Origin of the sequence: Streptomyces sp. NPDC001544 (genome assembly GCF_042894285.1) — a bacterium.
In the GTDB taxonomy this organism is placed as follows: domain Bacteria; phylum Actinomycetota; class Actinomycetes; order Streptomycetales; family Streptomycetaceae; genus Streptomyces.
Map to the genome: position 1 here is coordinate 192836 of NZ_JBIAVN010000011.1, position 18219 is coordinate 211054.

Below are 18219 nucleotides of genomic sequence, written 5' to 3' on the forward strand. Positions count from 1 at the left end.
GCAAGCTGGGCGGGGGACATCAGTGTGGCGCACACGCGCTCGGGTGCGGCCGCCAGGGTGAGGAGAGCCCCGGCCCGCGGCGGGGGCGGACCGATCGGTGACATTCGGGACGGATCCGTAGCAAGCCCGCGGGCAACGCATGCGGCCGCCGACGGGTCGTACAGGGGGCGAGGGCACAAGCCCGCGCATCCGCCCGGGCGAGCCGGGCACGACCGATGGGGGAGACCATGCAGATCCGCGCTCGAGGCACCCGTACCACCCTGGCCGGCCTGGCTGCGCTGGCGGCCGTGGCCGGCCTCGCCGCAGCCGCCGCCCCGGCCGCCACGGCTGGCCGGGACGCCTCTGACACGCCCCGGTTCCTGGAACCGGCCGAGCTGCCGCCGTACCCGTCCTCGCCCTGGTACGCGGGCCCCGTCACTGCCGGGCAGCCCGACCCGCTGCCGATGTGCGTGGGCGAGGCGCTGCCGTCCATCACCTCGCACCGCGAGTACTGGACGGAGTACGACACCAACGCCCAGCAGCTCACGGTCGAGGGGCGCAGCGAGCAGTGGTCGAAGGAGTTCGCCGCCCTGCTGCGCAAGGACCTCGTCGGCTGCGCGAAGACGCTGATGCGGCAGGACCCCGACATCACGGCGACGCAGAAGTCCTACGGCCACCTGAACGTGGAGGAGGGCGCCGACGTCTACGGCATCCACACCGCCTCCGCCCAGGGTTCCTCCGACATCAACCTGTTCTCGGTCGGTCGCGACGGCGCCACCGTCACGGTCGTCCGCTGGGGTCGGATGGGCACCTTCAAGGACGCACAGGTGGCGGACTTCAAGGCCACGACCGTCATGGCGGTGAACAAGCTGTACTGACTGGCTCAGCGCCATGAAGCAGGAAGCCGCCCGCGCCGACCTGGCAAAGGCCATCTCCAGCGCCCGGCAGAAAATCACCCTCCTGCGCCGCCGCTGACCACCAGAAGGCCACCGCACCCGCGGGCCGTACACCGCCGCCCGCGCCGGACCATCTCCTCAGCGGCACCGGATCCGTCGCCACGGCCAGCACGCGCTGGCCCGGGTCCGGTGCCGCGCCGCTGCCCAGGCCTGTGCCGACGCGCGCCCGAAGCGCCCCCGTGTCGGCGGGGAAGACACGATCACCCGTGCCCCCCCGACCCGCGACGCGGGAGCGTTGGTTGCCGATCCACGCCCCGAGCTTGATGTCCCGCTGCTCCTGGTCCTCGTCGTTCCTGCCGATGACGGCGATGCGCTCGACGTGCTTGCGCGGAACCCGCAGGTGCTCTTCCCGCTCGTAGAACTGGCGGGCGGCGGAGTAATTGGTCGCCCATTCGGAGGCCTGCGTACGGCGCGGGCGAGGCCTTCTCGTCCTTGCTCGCGGGCCCGATCCCGAGGCCCTGCTCCGGCATCCACTGCTGCACGGACGGTGAGGATGCCCAGCCCAGGCGCTGAGCACGCACCCATCGTCCGAGGCCTTGCCTTCGCGCTCGATGCCGCCCGGTGATGCGAGCAGTTTGCCGCTAAAAAGGACCAGGGCGCCAACCGGGCGCAGCGTCAGGAGCAGACGTCAGCCGTCCTTCTCCTGGCCGTGCTCGTACACGGCGCGGGCTTCGGTCACGGCGCGCTGCCGGCTGCGCTCGTTGCCGCAGCATTCGGCCGGGCCGATCCAGAGGCACGTCGCCAGCTGGCATGACACGGTGAGCGCCCGGGAAGCGACTCCTCCAGCGCCACCTCCCGAAGTTGAAGAGCAGCGGGGTGCGGAGGGGGAATCGGGAGGCATGAAGCAGTGTTGTCCCAGTATGCGCCATGTATCCCAGCAGGGCCATGATGAGTCCGTCCCGTCCCGCTTCTCGACGGCCCGCGCCCTCCTCGCGGCCGACCGCGCGGACACCCTCGCTCGGGCGGCAGCACTGAGCCGCGACTTCGACGGGATTGTCGCGTCGAACGCCTTGGTCGCGGTAGACGACGAACACGACCCCGAAGGGGGCACCACCGCCTTCGAGCGAGCTCACGTTGTCGCCCTGATGGCGCAGGCGCGCGAGCACCTGGAAGAACTGGACCGGGCACTGGAACGACTCGAACGGGGCGAGTACGGGCAGTGTGAAGTCTGCGGCGGAACGATTCCGGCCGAACGCCTGGAGATCCGTCCGGCAGCGACCACCTGTGTCCACTGCGCCCGGCCCGACCCACGCCGCGCCTGAGGCCAGCCAAGTGCCTGTTGCCCTCATTGAGCCCGATGGGAGCACAGAGGGCAGCGAGATTGGCCTTGCTGCCGGGCCTGGTCGGTCGTCGGTCGCGGGGCGAATGCCGATGGCCCAGCCGCCGGGCGCGGGACCGGCGACCTCGAGCAATCCGTTCCCGCCGGCGGGTATCGACGGGCTGCGCTCGTGAGGGGGACGTGATCGACTGGCGCAAGGCTTGGCCCGGTATGGCGAGAGGCGTGGGGTCGGGTAACCTCGTGGCTTGAACGCAACGACCCCTGAAACTCTCGCTGCGCTTGGCGGCCCGGGGAGCCATGCGGCCATCAGGGAAGCCGAACTGCGGATGGGTCTTGAGCTGCCGGGGGAGATGCGGCAGTGGCTGCTGGCGAACGACATCGATGCCGGCAGGCAGCCCGACGGTCAGTCCTGTCTGGTGGCGCTGGGATGCGAGACAGACATCCCCGGCGGCCACCTCCTTCTCGGGCTGACGGGTATTCAGCGCGTCTACCTCAGCCGGATTGGGCCTGGAGGAGATGGAGCCGTCCGCAACTCCGACCATCCGTTCTGGCGTCGTGAGTGGGTGCCGATTGCCGCTGACCGCGACGGTCTCTACGGGACGTTTCTGGACACGCTCAGCGGAACGGTCGGATCCTGGGACGAGGCATGCGGTCCCGAAGAGGGCGTACACGCCTCGTTGTTCGCCTTCTTCCAAGAGACAGCGGACCGGCTGGAAGGGGTGTGCTCGGGAGATTGGAGAGGCCCCGGCAGGTCTGCTGGACCCCGTAGGCTCGATCCCCGTGCGGAAGACGAGCCGATATGCCTCTGGGCACGCGCCAACGGGTATCTCGTAAGCGATCGTGGGCGTATCCCTGCGTCCATCCGCGAGGCTTACGAGGTATCACAGAGGTGAGCACCAGCTTCGGCTGTGCCGGTCAACGACCACTGGTTGGTGGTGGCAGCCATTCGTTGATCGCGCGACGAGGACGGTGCCTCGAAGAGGACCGCAAGTTCGTCGAAACGGCAGGCCACTGCCAGGTTCTGCTTCAGGCGGTTGATTCCAGCGCTGCCGCTGGGTTCCCGAGAGCGACGCAACGCGGCGGTGTTCCGGTAGGACGCGGGCTCGGGCGCGCGGCGTACACGGACCCGACCCGGACCCGTGTACGGCGTCTCCGGCCGGCCGCCCCTGTGGCTCAGGAGTAGGTCATCGGGCAGCCGTACCGCAGGGAGTACTGCGCGGCGCGCAGGTAGAGCGCCACGTAGAAGGCCGCGTCCCGGTCCTCGGACCACGGTCCCGGCCGCACCCGGGCGGTCCGCTCCGCCCCGCCCTCCAGGAACCACAGGCTCAGTGCGAGGTTCTCGCCCGCCGGTATCGCGTCCACGGGCAGTCCGACGGCACCGGCCAGCCGCTCGGCCAGGGCGAGCACCCGCGGGGCCCCGGCGACCGCTGTCTGTTCGCCGGAGTACGCGGTGCCGACGGGGAGCACGATCTCCTCCTCCAGCGCGAACGGCACCAGCACGCTCCAGTCGAGGAGGGCCGACAGCTCCGCGTCGGTCAGCCGCGTCCTGCACAGCGCCACGAAGCCGTCCATGGACGGGCTGACCTTCTCCTCGAACCAGCCCGGCGCCTCCCGTGCGGCCTGCCGCAGCTCGTAACGGGGCAGCCCGCGCCGCTCCAGCTCAAAGTTCAGCGCGGCGGCGACGTCCCCGTACCCGTCCTCACCCGGCTGCGACCAGTCCTGCGCGGCGACACTCACCAGATAGACACCCATGATCGCAACGTACCGGCCGCCACCGACAACGTTCCGGCCCCTCGTGACCACCGGGGTGAAACGGCGCTTACTGAGCGTTTCAGAATGAAATCTTTGTCTGACTTCTCGGCTGAGAGGACGCTCAGTGGGGCGACGGAACCGGTTGCTCGGCTCGCGCGTTCGCTCGACAGGCCCTTGAAGGAGGAGAACTTTGTCGAGTTCGAGCTTTCCGCCGGTGCGGGCGGTAGGACGCGGGGCGGCCTGGTACCGCGGGGACTGCCATGTCCACTCCGCCCACTCGGGCGGGGAACTCACCCCTGAGGAGTTGGCCGTTCGGGCGCGCGCCGCCAGGCTCGACTTCATCGCGACGACAGAGCACCGAGCCGCTGCGGAACCCGGTGTATGGGGGCATCTGGCTGCCGATGACTTCTTGATCCTTCTCGGTGAGGAAGTGACCACGAAAACCGGGCACTGGCTCGCGCTCGGCATCAACCCCGGCCAGATCGTCGACTGGACCACCAGGTCAGGGACGGGCTGATCGATGAGTGCCTGGGCCAGGTCCATCGAGTAGGAGGCCTGTGTGTGGCCGCGCACCCGCATGCGCCCTACCCATCGGGCGACTTCATGTTCCCTTCCGGGGCTTCGACGCGGTGGAGGTGTGGAACGGACTGTGGACTTCGGACCGGCCCTGGAATGCCGACAACGAGGCGGCCCTGGCGGAGTGGGGACGGAGCCTCGCAACCGACATCTACACGGGCCCGTGGCGGCCGGTGATGGGCAACAGCGACACCCACTTGGAGGGGCAGATCGTTATACCTCACACCGTGGTCTTCGACGAGTTGAGCACCGAGGCGGTCCTGGCCGGAATCCGTGCCGGCCGCAGCTGAATCGCCGAGTCGGCGGACGTGGACGTGTTGGTGTGGCCACCAACCGATCGAGCAATTCTCCGGTCTGCTGCGCAGAGTGCCCGCACAGGCGGGTGAGGATGTCCATGCCGGTGCTGTGCTGGTCGGTCGTCCTCCAAGAGGTAGGTGTCCGGGCGAGGAAGAGGGGGGCTGGCACCCCCCAAGGACGGGGCCCACCACTCCTGACGCGAACCGTCCTACGCCACAGACTCATGACCGTACCCGAGGACAGTCACGGTCAGGAGCAGGGAAGATGACGGACCCCACACGACGGAACGTACTGCGCGGCGCGGCTGCGGTCGCGGCCGCGGGCGGACTGGCCGGCACGGGCGTGGGTGCGGGACCCGCCTCTGCGCTGCCGCGCCCGACTCCGGCGCGCCGCTTCCCGTTCCTGGAAGGCGCGTTCAAGCCGGTGACTGAGGAACTGACGGCCTTCGACCTGCCGGTCACCGGCCGCATCCCACGCGAGCTGAACGGCCGCTATCTGCGCAACGGCCCCAATGTCCTGGGTCTGGAGGACCCGCGCGCCCATCACTGGATGCTCGGCGAGGGTATGGTGCACGGCGTCCGGCTGCGCGAGGGCCGCGCAGAGTGGTACCGCAACCGCTGGGTGCGCTCCTCCCAGGTGGCGAAGAAACTCGGCGAGCCCTACTCGCATCCCGTGCCCCCGGACGACTTCCCGTGCAACACCCATGTGATCCCCCACCGGGGGCGCATCCTGGCACTGCAGGAGAGCGGACCTCTGCCCTACGAGCTCGACGACGAGCTGAACACCGTGGGCACCTACGACTTCCGGGGCACCCTGGAGGGCGCGTTCACCGCGCACACCAAGTTCGACGTCCACGCGGGCGAACTGCACGCGATCGCCTACTACCCGACCTGGGACCATGTCCGGCACCTGGTCGTGGACCCGGCGGGCCGGGTGTCGTCCAGTACCAGGGTCCCGGTGGCGGACGCGCCGATGATCCACGACTTCGCGCTCACCGAGAACCATGTCGTGATCCTCGACATGCCGGTCACTTTCGACCCGGCGGGCGCCGAGCGCGGCGACATCGTGCCGTACGTCTGGAACGAGCGGCATCCGGCACGGGTCGGCGTGCTGCCGCGCAAGGGGGGTTCCGTCCGCTGGTTCGAGGTCGACCCGGTGTACTACTCGCACACCCTCAACGCGTACGAGGAGGGCCCGCACCTGGTCATCGACACCACCAACTCCGACGCGCCCTTCCTCGCGGCGGGCAACGGCTCGGGCGGGCCGTACAGCGCGGGCACCCCCCGTCTGGACCGCTGGACGGTCGACCTGCGCCAGGGTCGGGTACGGATCCGGACACTCGACGACCGTCCCCAGGAGTTCCCGCGTGTCAACGAGGCGCTGGTGTCACGTCGGCACCGCTACGGCTACTCGGCGGCGTCCGGGGAGATGGTGCTGGCCTATCAGGCGGTCGACGGAAACCCCCCGCACCGGGCGTTCAGCAACGCGCTCATCAAGCACGACCTGCTGAGGGGCACCTCGCAGGTGCACCGGCTGCCCCGCGGGGCGGCGGCGAGCGAGGCCGTGTTCGTGCCGTCCGGCCCCTGCGACGGGAACGCCGCCGAGGATGACGGGTACGCGATCGCCTATGTGCACAACCCCGATCGCGGGGCCTGCGACCTGGTGGTTCTCGCGGCCCAGGACTTCACGGCCGAGCCGGTGGCCCGGATCCATCTGCCGGGGCGGGTGCCGCTGGGCTTCCACGGGAGCTGGATTCCCGACGCGTGACGTGCCGCGATGCCCGATGGCGGATGCCATGCAGGCAAAGGAAACGTCATCGACGGCTACAGCCGCATCCAGGAGGAGGTCCACGCCGCCGTCGAGAGCCTAGGGGACGTCTTGTCGATCATATGTCGCCACGGCCGACGCCACAGGGTTGTTGCAGCGGCCGCAGAGCAGCTGCTGCAGGCAGGATCTACGGAGTCGACCACGACCGCCCGGGCCCGAAGCCGGGACGGCCGAACTCGTGGGCGGGCCGTTGGACGGACTGCTGCTCGACATCACCGGCTGAAGGCTGGAGGAAATCGACGACGGCGACTCCCTCCTCACGGAGCTGCCTGTGAGGAGTCGTCATGCGCTGCACCCGCCGAGCTTAGCCCGCGCTGCTCACCTGTCTGTTGGTTGATCCGCTAGATACAGTGAGCGCTCACTTTGAGTGAAAGCCCTGTGGACGGCTTGGTGGATCTTCTTCATGGCGGAGAGCGGATCCGGAAGCGAGACGTCCCAGAGCCGGATTTTCCCGTCATCGCCTCCGCTGGCGAGGGTGTGGCCGTCTGGGCTGAATGCCACCGACTCCACGATGTCGGTGTGTCCGGTCAGGGTGGTGCGCAGTTTGCCGGTTGCTGTGTCCCAGAGTCGGATTGTGGTGTCGTCGCTGCCGCTGGCGAGGGTGTGGCCGTCTGGGCTGAATGCCACCGACTCCACCATGTCGGTGTGTCCGGTCAGAGTGGTTTGCAGGCTGCCGGTTGTCGCATCCCATAGCCGGATCTGCCCATCGTTGCAGTCGCTGGCGAGGGTGTGGCCGTCTGGGCTGAATGCCACCGAGCGCACGCCGTCGGCGTTCCCGGCCAGGGTGGTGCGCAGCTTGCCGGCGGCTACATCCCATAGCCGGACCTTCTCATCGTCGCCACTGCTGGCAGGGGTGTCGCTGTCGGTGCTTACTGTCGCCGACGCCCCGTCGCCGCTTGCGAGAACGCGGCCGTCCGGGCTGAATGCCACAGGACCCGCTGTGTTCCCGGTCAGGGTGGTGACCGGTTTGCCGGTTGCCGTATCCCATAGCCGGGCTCCATCGTTCCCGCCGCTGGCGAGGGTGTGGCCGTCTGGGCTGAATGCCACCGACTCCACGTTGTCGGTGTGTCCGTTCAGGGTGGTGACCGGTTTGCCGGTTGCCGTATCCCACAGCCGGATTTTCCCTTCAAAGCCTCCGCTGGCGAGGGTGTGGCCGTCCGGGTTGAATGCCACCGACTCCACGTTGTCGGTGTGTCCGTTCAGGGTGGTGACCGGTTTGCCGGTTGCCGTATCCCACAGCCGGACTTTCCCGTCGTACCCGCCGCTGGCGAGGGTGTGGCCGTCTGGGCTGAATGCCACCGACTCCACCATGTCGGTGTGTCCGGTCAGAGTGGTTTGCAGGCTGCCGGTTGTCGCATCCCATAGCCGGATCTGCCCATCGTTGCCGCCGCTGGCGAGGGTGTGGCCGTCCGGGCTGAATGCCACCGAGGTCACGCCGTTGGTGTTCTCGGCCAGGGCGGTGCGCAGCTTGCCGGTTTTCGCATCCCACAGCCGGACTTTCCCGTCATACCCGCCGCTGGCGAGAGTGCGGCTGTCCGGGCTGAACGCCAATGACTCCGACTCCTGGCCGTATGGGATCCCGGTCAGGGTGGTGCGCAGTTTGCCGGTTGCCGCGTCCCGCAGCCGGATCTTCCCATCGTCCCAGCCGCTCTCATCGCTGGCGAGGGTGCGGCCGTCCGGGCTGAACACCACCGAGTTCACGCTATTTGCGTGCCCGGGCAGGGTGCTGCGCAGTTTGCCGGTTGCCGTATCCCACAGCCGGATCTTCCCGTCAACGCCTCCGCTGGCGAGGGTGTGGCCGTATGGGCTGAATGCCACCGACTCCACGGTGCCCGTGTGTCCGGTCAGGGTGGCACGCAGTTTGCCGGTTGCCGTACCCCACAGCCGGATTGTTTTGTCGTCGCTGCCGCTGGCGAGGGTGTGGCCGTCCGGGCTGAATGCCACCGACTGAACGAAGTTGGTGTGTCCGGTCAGGCGGTGTTGAAGTGGGAGTGCTGCGGCTCCGAAGAGGCTGGCGATGGCTTCCGTTGTGGGGCTGGTCCGGTAGGCCTGGACCGCCAAGAGGGAGGCCAAGTCGGGGTTGGCCTCCAAAAGGCTGGACGACTGCGCGGCGAGCTGGCGGGAAAGCGCCATCCGCTGCGCAGTGAGTGCCAGGTGTCGCTGTTGCTCGCTGGCCCGGTACTGCTGCCAGGCGATCAGTCCTCCGGTAAGGGCGAGCACGAGCAGGATCGACAGGGTCACGGTGAACTGGCGTAGGCGCCGGGTGGTGCGGCCGGCTGCGTCTTCTTCGCGAAGTCGGGCTGTGGTGCTGCAGGTGAGGAAGCCACGTTCCAGTGCCGTGAGCTCGCTTTCGGCGTCTGTGAGGAGGAAGGTCTCCTCTGCTGCGGTGAGCCGGGTGCCGCGATACAGCGCGCCCGGGTCACGGTTGAGGTCGTCCCAGGTCCGTGCGGCTTCGGTGAGCTGACGGTGAAGGCGCAGGCGGTCGCGTGCTTCGTTGATCCATGCCCGCAGCCTCGGCCAGGCAATAATCAAGGCTTCGTGGGCCAGGTCGACGGTGTTGTGCTCGAGGGTGAGCAGGCGGGCGCGGGCGAGGTGTTCGAGGACCTGGGCGGTGTCGTCGGGGTTGCCGAAGTCGAGTTCGGTGCGGGGAGCGGGCCGTCGGGTGTCGGGGGTTCCCTGACCGGGGGTGATCAGGCGCAGCAGGATGCGGCGTGCGAGGTCAGCCTGCGACGGGGTCAGGTGGGCGTGGACGTCTTCGGCGGTGCGGGCGATGGCACCGTGGAGGCCGCCGGCCGCTTCGTAGGCCTGGGTGGTCAGTGCGCGGCCTTTGCGGCGGCGCCAGGTCTCCAGCAGGGCGTGGGACATCAGGGGCAGGGCGCCGGGTTCGTCTTCGACCTCGTTGAGGATGCGCGCGGTCAGGGCGCGTTCCACGATCATTCCCGCGGCCTGGGCGGGCTTGGTGATGGTCTCGCGTAATTCGTCGCGGCTCATGGGACCGGCCAGCACGGTCGCGTCCTGTAAAGCGGCAGTTAGGGCTGGGTGTTCGGCGCAGCGGCCGAGGAAATCGGCCCGCACGGCGATGACGACCCGCAGACGGCTCGCAGGATCGGTGGCGGCCAGGAGGCGGTCGATGAACTGGTCGCGTTCGGCCGGGTCGGTGCAGAGGGTGTAGACCTCCTCGAACTGGTCGACGATCAGCCAGGTCTCACCGTCGGCGTCCTTCGGTATCAGCCGTTGCTCGTGGACGCGCAGGGGGTGCTCCCCGGGAGTGAGGACGCGCACGGCAGCTGGCTGTGGGCGGATCGTCTCCGAGCTGCGCAGGCGCGGGATGAGGCCGGCGCGCAGGAGAGAGGACTTGCCGCTGCCCGACGGGCCGAACACGGCAGTGAACCGGTGGGTGCGGGACTGTTGGAGCAGGCGCTCGGTGAGCTGGTCGCGGCCGAAGAACAGGTCGGCGTCGCCGGGCTCGAAGCGGGCCAGGCCCCGGTAGGGAGGCTCCGCATCTTCGTCCGAGGCGGGAGGCTCAGCAGCCTCCTCTGCGGCTGCCTCACGCCACCGCTCCTCCCACTCCTGCGTGTTGCCGCCGCAGGCCCGCACGTATGCCAGCACCACCGGAAGGGTCGGCAGCCGTTCCCCCGCAGCCGCCTGCGACAGGGTGCTTGCCCCCTGCCCTGTGCGCTGCGCCATCACTCGGTAGGTCGGGCTGCCGGCCTCCGCCCGGAGTTTGCGTAACTCGGCAGCGAACCGGGCCACCGGCCCTGCGCTCGCATCGAGCGGGCTCTCTGGACGTCCTGCCATCGGCAGCTCACCCCTCTTCCATCCGCTTCCCCCGTGGATGCGGCGCAAGGCCCGACAAGGTACGCACGCCGGCAGCGCGAGGGCAATTCGTAGGCGTCTTCTTTGGTCAGCGCTACCGCTATGCCCATGACCTGCAAACGGTCGTCCCCGAGTTGGGGCGGGGACCCGCGTATGCCCGGCTGCCGGTCGGCGAGGAGGTGGTAACCCAGCACGACTACGGTCGCATCCAGGGCGCCCGGCTGCGGCAGCTCCTGGCTTGCTGGCGCCGGAAGCCGGCTTCTCGGCCTGGTTGGCCCCACGATGCTTCTCGTTATCCGTTGTGGGGCTGCAGCTCTTGGCGGAGCCGGGCGAGCGCCCGGTGCAGTGTGCTTTTGATCGTTCCGGGGGCCATGCCGAGGGTGGCGGCTGTCTCTTGCGTAGACATCTGTTCCCAGTGGCGTAGTACGACGACCGCGCGCTGCTGGGGCGTCAGCACTCTGAGGACGTCCATGAGCAAGGTGCGGTCAGCGTGCCGCTCGGCCGGGTCGTCGAAGACGGCGTCCGGCAGCTGCTGGGTGGGCAGCTCGTGCAGCTTCCTGGCCCGCCACCACTCGGTGCGGATGTTGATCATGACGCGGCGCAGATAGGCGTCCGCGAGTTGTTTGTCTGCTATGTGTTCCCACCGCGGGTAGGCGCGTAATAGTGCGGTCTGCAGTAGGTCCTGGGCGGAGAGCGGGTCGCTGACCAGCCGGCGAGCGCTGCGCAGAAGATCATCTTGTCGAGCACGGACGTACTGCTCGAATTCCAACACGGCGTGCTTGCTCTGATGCATGTGGTGTGCCCCCTTCGTACGCGGCGTGGGTGAATGTGGCCCTTCTTTTGGGCTTCGATATCTCGGAGGGGCGCGCATACCCGCCCGGTGGCATTGGTTGTTCACCGCCTGAACGCCGCCCAGACGGGCGCGTGGCCACCTGCTCCGGCAGCCGTTCAATGGTTTTGCAGCGCTGGCCAGTTGCCTCGTCGGTCAGTTCGCAGAAGGTGCGCTTCGGGCCTGCTGTGTCTTCGGGCAGCCTCTTGGCCTCGGAGCTCTTCCTTGGGACCCGACCGGTCTCGCCGCTGAAGCGGTCGTGCGTGCCATGATCCGGTGACCCGCCGTCGGCGAGGAGGCAGCTGCTGCCGAGCAGACATGCCTTGTCATCTCGTGATGCTGGAACGGCCGGTCAGTGGGGGAGTGGACTGCCGGCGGGCAGCGGCCGCCGGCCGGACTGCCGACGGCCGCTGCCCGCGAGGCGGCTGGATGATCAAACTCGGGGAGCTCGTGCGCTCACTGCCCGAGATCCCTCCTACCGCCTGGGTCACTTGTTACACGGCGCCGCCGCATTTCCATGTCTGGGAGCCGCTGGCGTTCCAGATGCAGACGCGTGACTTGTAGCCCGAGTCGTCCCAGTACCACCCCGTGTTGTCGGCGTTGCCGGCTACGTGGTGCTCCGACGAGACCATCGTCCACGAGCCGTTGTGGAGCCGCTCCAGGTACATGTAGCACGACTGGCCGTTCCAGGACTGGACCAGCCCTTGCGCGAACCAGTTGCCGTTCTGCTTCTCTGTGTTCATCCACCCCTTGCAGCTGGCGTCGGTCACCACGGAGGTGGGTTCGAACACCACGGAGGTGGGTTCGAAACCGTCGGGGTGTACGGGGGTGGCACTCGCCTGTCCGCCGAAGGCGCCCAGGGTGCCGAGGACCGCTGCGGCTCCCGCCGTCCCCAGGCGAACACTGATCTTCTTCTTGAACACGGGCTCTCGTCTCCACTAGTCGGTTTGGTGCGTGCAGCGGGAGGCGCTCAAAGGCTTCGTGGCCGCCTTCCCACCACCGAGTTCAGCGGGGCGGGGATTGAATGGGGAGCCGGTTTTGTCATCCTGATCAATGGGGCAGCCGCAGGCCACAGGCACAGTGGGGCGTTGACCAAAGAAGAGGCCTCTTGTTTGCTCTCCTGCCGTGGGTGCGCGTACCTTCTTCGGCCTCGGCGCCGCGTCCGCGGGGGAAGCGGGACGGAGAGGGGAGCGGTTGAACCCCTACCAGGCGAAGATGCTGGCGAGGGCCCTGGCCGCCAGGCAGCGGGAACTTGCGGGGCGCCCGGCGAACCCGCTCGCGCCCGGTGGGCAGGAGCACCGGGCGGCCGTTCAAGAAGAGCCGCAAGGACGCGCATGACTGTGCGGGTGGGCGTTGACTTCCCGGACGGTGAAGTAAGGGATGGGCCAGTTCCGCTGTCTGGATGGAGCGGCGCCTGATTTTCCGGATGCGCAGCTTGGAGCGTGGGGCTTCGATCACGGTCGGGACCCACGCTCCCGAGGCCGGGCGCTGGAACTCAGCCCCCGTTCCGCGGGGCGTGTCCTGCCGCCGTCGGAGAAGTGAGACGGCGGTCAGGATGCCGATCCGCACATCTGCCCCTCCCGAGGGGCAGGCCCCGACTTGCTCTGGCTCCAACCAGTGAACAGGGATTTCGTGGAATGGGCGGTGGCTCGCCCCTCCAGCGGGCGCAGGCCGGGACCACCCAGGTCCCGGCCTCATCGCCATCCGTTCTGCGAGGACTGCGGGTGCTCGCGTTGGAGGATGAGGGTAGCCAGATCGGTGAGCAACTCCCGGGTGGAGACGCGTGTGTCGCCGCTGGCGCGCAGACGGTTGGCCAGGGTGTGCGCCTGTTCAGTGGCTTGCCTCCCGCGTCGAGCGCCGTCTGGTGCAGGCCGTTGTCTACAGGCCCGTACCGCGCTGACCCGCGCCGATTCGGCGGCGGGACCGTCAGGATGCGCAGCGGATGATGCGTGACCGGGTCGGCCCGGAGTGCCTCCGCTCCGTTTCCAGTCTCCGCCCCTATAACTTACCGTTGCTGACCGGGGATTGCTGAGCCGCGAGACACTGAGCGCTGAATGCGTGACGATCTGATGGGTGGGCGGCATGGATATCGCGATCAGGGTGCGGGACGGCGCAGGGGACGACGTCCTTGCCGGTCTGAAGGCCTGGCTGGAAGACGAGCCGGAGCTACGGGGACGGGTGCGGCTGGTCCCGACGGCCCCGGAGCCCGGGGCGATGGGCGGCGCCTTCGACCAGCTGGTAGTGATGCTCGGTTCCGGCGGTGCGCTGGCGCTGGCCCGTTCGCTGCCGGTGTGGCTGCGGCAGCGGCGCTCGTCCGTGGACATCACGATGAGCCGGCCGGACGGCAGCATCGTGGAGATCAGAGCCGATCAGGCTCGAGACGCCGACGCGTTGATCCGGGAGGCGCTTCGGGACCACGGCGCGGGCTCGACGGAGGACTGACCGTGCGGTTGCCCGATCCTGACACCTCACGGGCCGTGATCATCGGCACCCGTGCCTACGACGTGGCCTCCGGGCTGGCGGAGCTGCCCGGCGTCACCGGGAACGTGAACGGACTGATGTCCGCACTCGTGGAGCGCACCGGACTTCGCCCACAGCACTGCCTGACCCTGCTGGACCACACCGACGACCGGGCGGTGTGCCAGGTGGTGCGCAGGGCCGCCGACGAGGCCGAGGACCTCCTGCTGGTCTATTTCGCCGGGCACGGCCTGATCGGCCCGGACGGCAGGGAGCTGTTCCTGGCCCTCTCCCGCAGCAATCCGCAGGATCCGCTGTTCACCTCGGTGCGGTTCGCCGAACTGCGCGACCTCATCACGCGCAGCAGGGCCCGCAACCGGGTGCTGATCCTGGACTGCTGCTACAGCGGGCGGGCCATCACCGACACGATGGGCACCGCCGAGGACATCGCGTTCGCGCAGACCGAGGTCTCGGGCGCGTACACGCTCACTGCGACCTCGGCCACCAGAACAGCGCTCGCACCGGTCGGGGAGCGGCGCACGCTGTTCACCGGGGCGCTGCTGGACCTGCTGGACACCGGTGTTCCGGGCGGCGGGCCCCTGTTGACGCTGGGCACGCTCCATGCTGAGCTGCGCCGTACCCTGACTCCGCAGCCGAGGCAGCAGGGCACGGACACCGCCGCAGCGCTGGCGCTCACGGTCAACCCCGCCCACCGGATCGAAGAGCAGGACGACCAGGCAACCGGCGGGACGCCAGGGGAGGGCGACCGGGCCGCTGGGGACACCAATGCGGGCCCGGTAACCTTCACCGTCCACCCCGCCCTGAAACGGGCCCGGCGCCTGGTGGCTGTCTTTCGCTGGCTGGCGGCGCTGACCAGCGCCGCCGTGATGCTTGCGGCCGTGCCGTTCGACCGCGGCTCGCTCACCGACCCCCGCGTCATCGGGCTGGGAGTGGTGGTCGCCGCTGCCGTGCTGCTTCTGCTGCGGATCGTCTTGCCGCGACTACCGCGGCGCTACGAACTCCTTGTCGACGAATGCGGGTTGTGCCTGACGGCCGATCACGGGATCCAGCGGATCCGCTGGGACGACGTCCAGCGCGTCACCACGATGCGTTCCGCGGCCGGACGGATCCAGGCCAACCGGGTCGTGGTCTGGCCGCGCCGCGGGTTCGTCCCGCCGCGCCGGCAACGGGTGGGGCCGCGCATGGACCGGGCCAGGGGCGTGTTGTGGTTCTGCCGCCTGGGATGGCTGAGCGCGTCCGAGGACGAGGTGACTTCGGTCATCCGCCGGCATGCGCCCGGACTGTGGGACGACGCGCACGGTCTTCGCGCGACTCTGCCTGTGGCGGTGTTCCATAAGAGACGGGTTGTGCGCGCGGCGGGAGTGTTCTGGGCCGTCTTCTTCGCCGCCCTTGGTGCCCTCGGCCTGATCGGCTTCGCCTCCGCATGGCAGGTCGCGACCGCCCTCGGGGTGTGCTGGCTGGCGGTGTGGGGAACGCTCGGGCTGTATGTTCTGGCCATCGGACTACTGCCGGCTCGCCTGCGCATCGACCGTCACGGCATCGGCATCCGCGCCAATCTCGGCAGGCTCGATGTGGCCTGGCCGGACGTCGAAGATGTGGTGATCCGGTCCGGCAAGCACGGGCCCGAGCTGCATGTGCGCACCCCACGGCGGCCGACCGCGCATCGGCCGTTCTCCGGCAGGTTGTCCATCCCGTACGATCCCCGTAGCCGGACCGTTACGCTGGTGACCGCCGCGCTCGCCGTGTCGCCGGACGAGCTCGACGCCGCTCTGGCCCGGTTCGCCGGGCACCGCTGGCAGGGGCGGCAGGACGCCCCGGACGAGCCGGGCGACGACGCGTTCGGCGCGGACTTCACGCTCGTCGGGCGTCTGGCGGGGCCGCGCAGCAAGGCCGTCTGGGTGCTGGGCCTGTCCGGCGCGTCGGCACTGCCGGTGTTCCTCGCCAGCGTGCTTGACGGCGGCGCATCGCTGACGCTGGCCCTGGTGACGGCGGCCCTGACCCTGCTGGCCGGGATCATGGTCGGGGAACGGTGCGAACTGTGCCTCGACGGCCAGGCGGTGGAGCTCCGCACCGCCACGTCTCGCACCCGGGTGCCGTGGCCGCTGGTAAGTCGCGCCACCGTGGCCCGGGTCTCCGAGTTCACGCTCACCGGACCGGCCCCCGCGCTCGTGCTGTGGTTCAAGCAGGGCGCGTCCGTTCCGGCCAAGTGGCGGTGGCGGGAGTGCTTCGTGCCGCACTCCGGCGGGGTGGCCGTGGTCGGCATCCGGGCGTTCGACGGCGTTCGCGGTGACGAGCGGGAACTCTCCACCGCGCTGAGGCATTTCGCCGGACGGGACCGTACGGACAGACACCACGCTCACGCAGAAGAATCCACGGATCCGTGATCGCCGAGGCATCAGACGGTCTTGAGCTCCGGCAAAAGCCCACGCCCAGCACGAGCCAGCAATCAACGACCTGCACGAGCCCCGTGACCAGAGACTGCAAGATGGTGGATCGGTCCGGTGCTCCGGCGCGCGGTCCTCACTGCTCCCCCTGCCCGACCAGAATGTCCAGAGCGCGCCACGGTTCAGCCTTCGGCGCGGTGCCGTCCCCCCGAGACCGGCGCGACGGGGTCACAGGCAGCCACGGTTCACATCCGCGAGGTGCTGAACAGGGCGTATTCGAGTAGGTCGGTCGAGGTGTTGGGCGGCCATGTACTCGTTGCCGCTGCGTGGCCAGCGGCCGCCTGCATGAAGGAGAGGTAGACCGCGTAGCGGTGCGGTCTGCGGCGTGGAAGCCGATGAGGAACGCTCTGATTCCTCATCGTCCTCCAGTACCAGACTGGTGCGGGAGAGGAACTGCGGAAACAGCCGGGGAAGCAGCAGCGTTCGCGAACCTGATCAGGTGTGCGGGAGTCGTTCCACCATTGCTGCACGCACCCGACGATCACATGGTGATCAGACACTCGCGCTTGGCGCAGTTCGAGTACCGCGTTCACTTACACCTCCTTTTTCTTTCTTCCCTGCGGGTTGAGAGACCGGGATAGTTGCCGTGTGCGTGGATTTTCGATAGTTCATCACTGCTTCTTCTTCTCCTCTCGCGGCGCCGCCGGGTCCGCGGCCCCCGTTGGCTGGTGTCTGCCCGCGGCCGCCCGGTCCCACCAGGCTGGGACGAGGGCGGTCAGCATCAGGGCGCCCGTCAGGACGAAGGCGCCGGGGTAGCCGGTCAGGCCCGCCACCGCGCCGAAGCCGACCGCGCCGAAGCCCATGCCCGCGTCGTAGGCGACATTCCACAGGGCACTCACGGTCCCGTACCCGGAGGCCGGGACCCGGGAGCACATCAGCGTGATCGTCGCGTTCTGGGTGATGCCGAAGCCGATCCCGAACACGGCCACGCCCAAGATCACCGCGACGGGGACGTCCGTGAGGGCGACGCCGAGGATGCCGACGGCCGAGGTGAGCAGCCCCGGCAGGACCAGCCCGGCGGGTCCGTGCCTGTCGCCGTGCCGGCCGGCGAACCACCGGGATACTGTCGCGGCGGCCGGCTGCACGAACAGCGCCGCTGCGACCACGTCGGCATTGCGCGACGCCACGGCCAGCGGCAGGAACGTGACGATGATGCCCGCGCCCAGCGCCGTCGCCGCGAAAACGGCCGTGGGCCGGGCGATCGCCCCGGAACGGCCCCCGGCGAACACGCCCAGGGGCGGGCCCGTCGCCACCTCCCGGTCGGGCAGGCCCGGTACGGCGACGATGGAGACCAGCGCAAGCAGGGCCGCCACTGTGCAGACCGGCCCGTATCCTGTGTGCGAGGCCAGCCACGTCCCGAGCGGCAGCCCCACGAGCGACGGCACACCGGCCACGATGCCGGTCATGGCCAGACCCTCGCCGCGGCGCTCGGGCGGGATCAGCGACACCGTCAGTGCCCCGCCCGCCACTACGGTGAACGCGAAGCCGAGACCGCGGACGAGACACACCGCGACGATCCACACCATGCTCTGCGAGACCGTCAGGACCAGCGCTGGAGCACCCAGCAACAGCAACCCCGCACCCAACGCCACGCGATAGCCGCAGCGTGCCGCCAGCCACGGGGCCATCAGCTCGCCGGTGACCGTCGCCAGCATCAGCGCGCCAGTGACCAGGCCCGCCCCGTCGCTACCCCGGCCCGGCACGCTCTGGGCGTACATCGGGACGACGGAGAGCAGCAGGAAGAAGCTGGCCGAGGCTTCCACGACCGTGACGAAACGCATCAGCAGTGCGCGGGTCAACAGCGGTGGCCGTGCCTCGGCTGCTCGGTGCTGTGCGTCGACGGATGAGGTCATGAGGTGAACCTAGGAATCGGACCGGCCCCTCAGTAAGCTCCAATTCCATGCCTGTTGAGTGGGCCGGTTCATCGCCGGATCTGTTGCTGGTGATCGATCGGGAGAGCCCTGAGCCGCTCCGCTCGCAGGTGGA

The 18219-nt window shown here is 69.1% G+C and carries 15 protein-coding genes; 8 read left to right on the forward strand and 7 right to left on the reverse strand.

Features of this window, described 5'->3' with window-relative positions; translation table 11 throughout:
- Positions 1-215: 215 nt before the first annotated feature.
- Positions 216-857 carry a hypothetical protein gene (locus tag ACFY0F_RS26550; protein ID WP_388799110.1) on the forward strand — a complete coding sequence of 214 codons (642 nt, stop codon included), beginning with the start codon at positions 216-218 and terminating at the stop codon, positions 855-857.
- Here the strand turns inward: ACFY0F_RS26550 and ACFY0F_RS26555 are convergent.
- A complete protein-coding gene (locus ACFY0F_RS26555) occupies positions 832-1452 on the reverse strand; it encodes a helicase associated domain-containing protein (protein WP_388799113.1) in 621 nt (206 codons plus the stop codon). The genes ACFY0F_RS26550 and ACFY0F_RS26555 overlap by 26 nt on opposite strands.
- Before the next feature lie 111 nt (positions 1453-1563).
- Entirely contained in the window at positions 1564-1692 is a 129-nt protein-coding gene (locus ACFY0F_RS26560; protein ID WP_388799116.1) for a hypothetical protein, read from the reverse strand.
- A gap of 103 nt (positions 1693-1795) precedes the next feature.
- Here ACFY0F_RS26560 and ACFY0F_RS26565 point away from each other — a divergent pair, with 103 nt between their 5' ends.
- Positions 1796-2197, forward strand: coding sequence for a TraR/DksA family transcriptional regulator (locus ACFY0F_RS26565; RefSeq protein ID WP_388799119.1), 402 nt, complete (start codon positions 1796-1798; stop codon positions 2195-2197).
- Positions 2198-2459: 262 nt separating this feature from the next.
- Entirely contained in the window at positions 2460-3107 is a 648-nt protein-coding gene (locus ACFY0F_RS26570) for a histone-like nucleoid-structuring protein Lsr2 (RefSeq protein WP_388799122.1), read from the forward strand.
- Positions 3108-3387: 280 nt separating this feature from the next.
- Here ACFY0F_RS26570 and ACFY0F_RS26575 read toward each other — a convergent pair whose 3' ends face one another.
- Positions 3388-3966: a hypothetical protein gene (locus ACFY0F_RS26575; protein WP_388799125.1), complete on the reverse strand. Its 579-nt coding sequence runs from the start codon at positions 3964-3966 to the stop codon at positions 3388-3390.
- A gap of 304 nt (positions 3967-4270) precedes the next feature.
- Between ACFY0F_RS26575 and ACFY0F_RS26580 the strand changes: the two genes are divergently transcribed.
- The 3 genes from ACFY0F_RS26580 (at position 4271) to ACFY0F_RS26590 (ending at position 6606) form a co-directional block, all read left to right on the forward strand.
- Positions 4271-4483, forward strand: a complete 213-nt coding sequence (locus ACFY0F_RS26580; RefSeq protein ID WP_388799128.1) for a hypothetical protein — start codon at positions 4271-4273, stop codon at positions 4481-4483.
- A gap of 112 nt (positions 4484-4595) precedes the next feature.
- Positions 4596-4832 (forward strand): hypothetical protein, encoded by a 237-nt coding sequence (locus ACFY0F_RS26585; protein WP_388799131.1) that lies wholly within the window; start codon positions 4596-4598, stop codon positions 4830-4832.
- A 271-nt stretch (positions 4833-5103) separates the two neighbouring features.
- Complete coding sequence (locus tag ACFY0F_RS26590; RefSeq protein WP_388799134.1) at positions 5104-6606, forward strand: carotenoid oxygenase family protein; 1503 nt, start codon at positions 5104-5106, stop codon at positions 6604-6606.
- Between the two features lie 378 nt (positions 6607-6984).
- Here the strand turns inward: ACFY0F_RS26590 and ACFY0F_RS26595 are convergent, their stop codons facing one another.
- From ACFY0F_RS26595 to ACFY0F_RS26605, 3 genes are all read right to left on the reverse strand, one after another.
- Complete coding sequence (locus ACFY0F_RS26595; RefSeq protein ID WP_388799137.1) at positions 6985-10464, reverse strand: hypothetical protein; 3480 nt, start codon at positions 10462-10464, stop codon at positions 6985-6987.
- 310 nt (positions 10465-10774) lie between these two features.
- On the reverse strand, positions 10775-11275 hold the full coding sequence (locus ACFY0F_RS26600) for a SigE family RNA polymerase sigma factor (RefSeq protein ID WP_388799140.1): 501 nt from the start codon (positions 11273-11275) through the stop codon (positions 10775-10777).
- Between the two features lie 530 nt (positions 11276-11805).
- Entirely contained in the window at positions 11806-12234 is a 429-nt protein-coding gene (locus ACFY0F_RS26605) for a hypothetical protein (RefSeq protein ID WP_388799143.1), read from the reverse strand.
- Positions 12235-13393: 1159 nt separating this feature from the next.
- Here ACFY0F_RS26605 and ACFY0F_RS26610 point away from each other — a divergent pair.
- Both ACFY0F_RS26610 and ACFY0F_RS26615 read left to right on the forward strand, forming a co-directional pair.
- Positions 13394-13753, forward strand: coding sequence for a hypothetical protein (locus tag ACFY0F_RS26610; RefSeq protein WP_388799146.1), 360 nt, complete (start codon positions 13394-13396; stop codon positions 13751-13753).
- 8 nt (positions 13754-13761) lie between these two features.
- Positions 13762-16173, forward strand: coding sequence for a caspase domain-containing protein (locus ACFY0F_RS26615; RefSeq protein ID WP_388799149.1), 2412 nt, complete (start codon positions 13762-13764; stop codon positions 16171-16173).
- Between the two features lie 671 nt (positions 16174-16844).
- Here the strand turns inward: ACFY0F_RS26615 and ACFY0F_RS26620 are convergent.
- On the reverse strand, positions 16845-18086 hold the full coding sequence (locus ACFY0F_RS26620) for an MFS transporter (RefSeq protein WP_388799152.1): 1242 nt from the start codon (positions 18084-18086) through the stop codon (positions 16845-16847).
- Positions 18087-18219 lie beyond the last annotated feature (133 nt).

Bases quoted from the DNA above. Each gene is read 5' to 3' on its own strand.
- ACFY0F_RS26595 (WP_388799137.1), bottom strand. From the start codon at position 10,464: ATGGCAGGACGTCCAGAGAGCCCGCTCGATGCGAGCGCAGGGCCGGTG.
- ACFY0F_RS26610 (WP_388799146.1), top strand. From the start codon at position 13,394: ATGGATATCGCGATCAGGGTGCGGGACGGCGCAGGGGACGACGTCCTT.
- ACFY0F_RS26565 (WP_388799119.1), top strand. From the start codon at position 1,796: ATGCGCCATGTATCCCAGCAGGGCCATGATGAGTCCGTCCCGTCCCGC.
- ACFY0F_RS26600 (WP_388799140.1), bottom strand. From the start codon at position 11,275: ATGCATCAGAGCAAGCACGCCGTGTTGGAATTCGAGCAGTACGTCCGT.
- ACFY0F_RS26590 (WP_388799134.1), top strand. From the start codon at position 5,104: ATGACGGACCCCACACGACGGAACGTACTGCGCGGCGCGGCTGCGGTC.
- ACFY0F_RS26620 (WP_388799152.1), bottom strand. From the start codon at position 18,086: ATGACCTCATCCGTCGACGCACAGCACCGAGCAGCCGAGGCACGGCCA.
- ACFY0F_RS26575 (WP_388799125.1), bottom strand. From the start codon at position 3,966: ATGGGTGTCTATCTGGTGAGTGTCGCCGCGCAGGACTGGTCGCAGCCG.
- ACFY0F_RS26550 (WP_388799110.1), top strand. From the start codon at position 216: ATGGGGGAGACCATGCAGATCCGCGCTCGAGGCACCCGTACCACCCTG.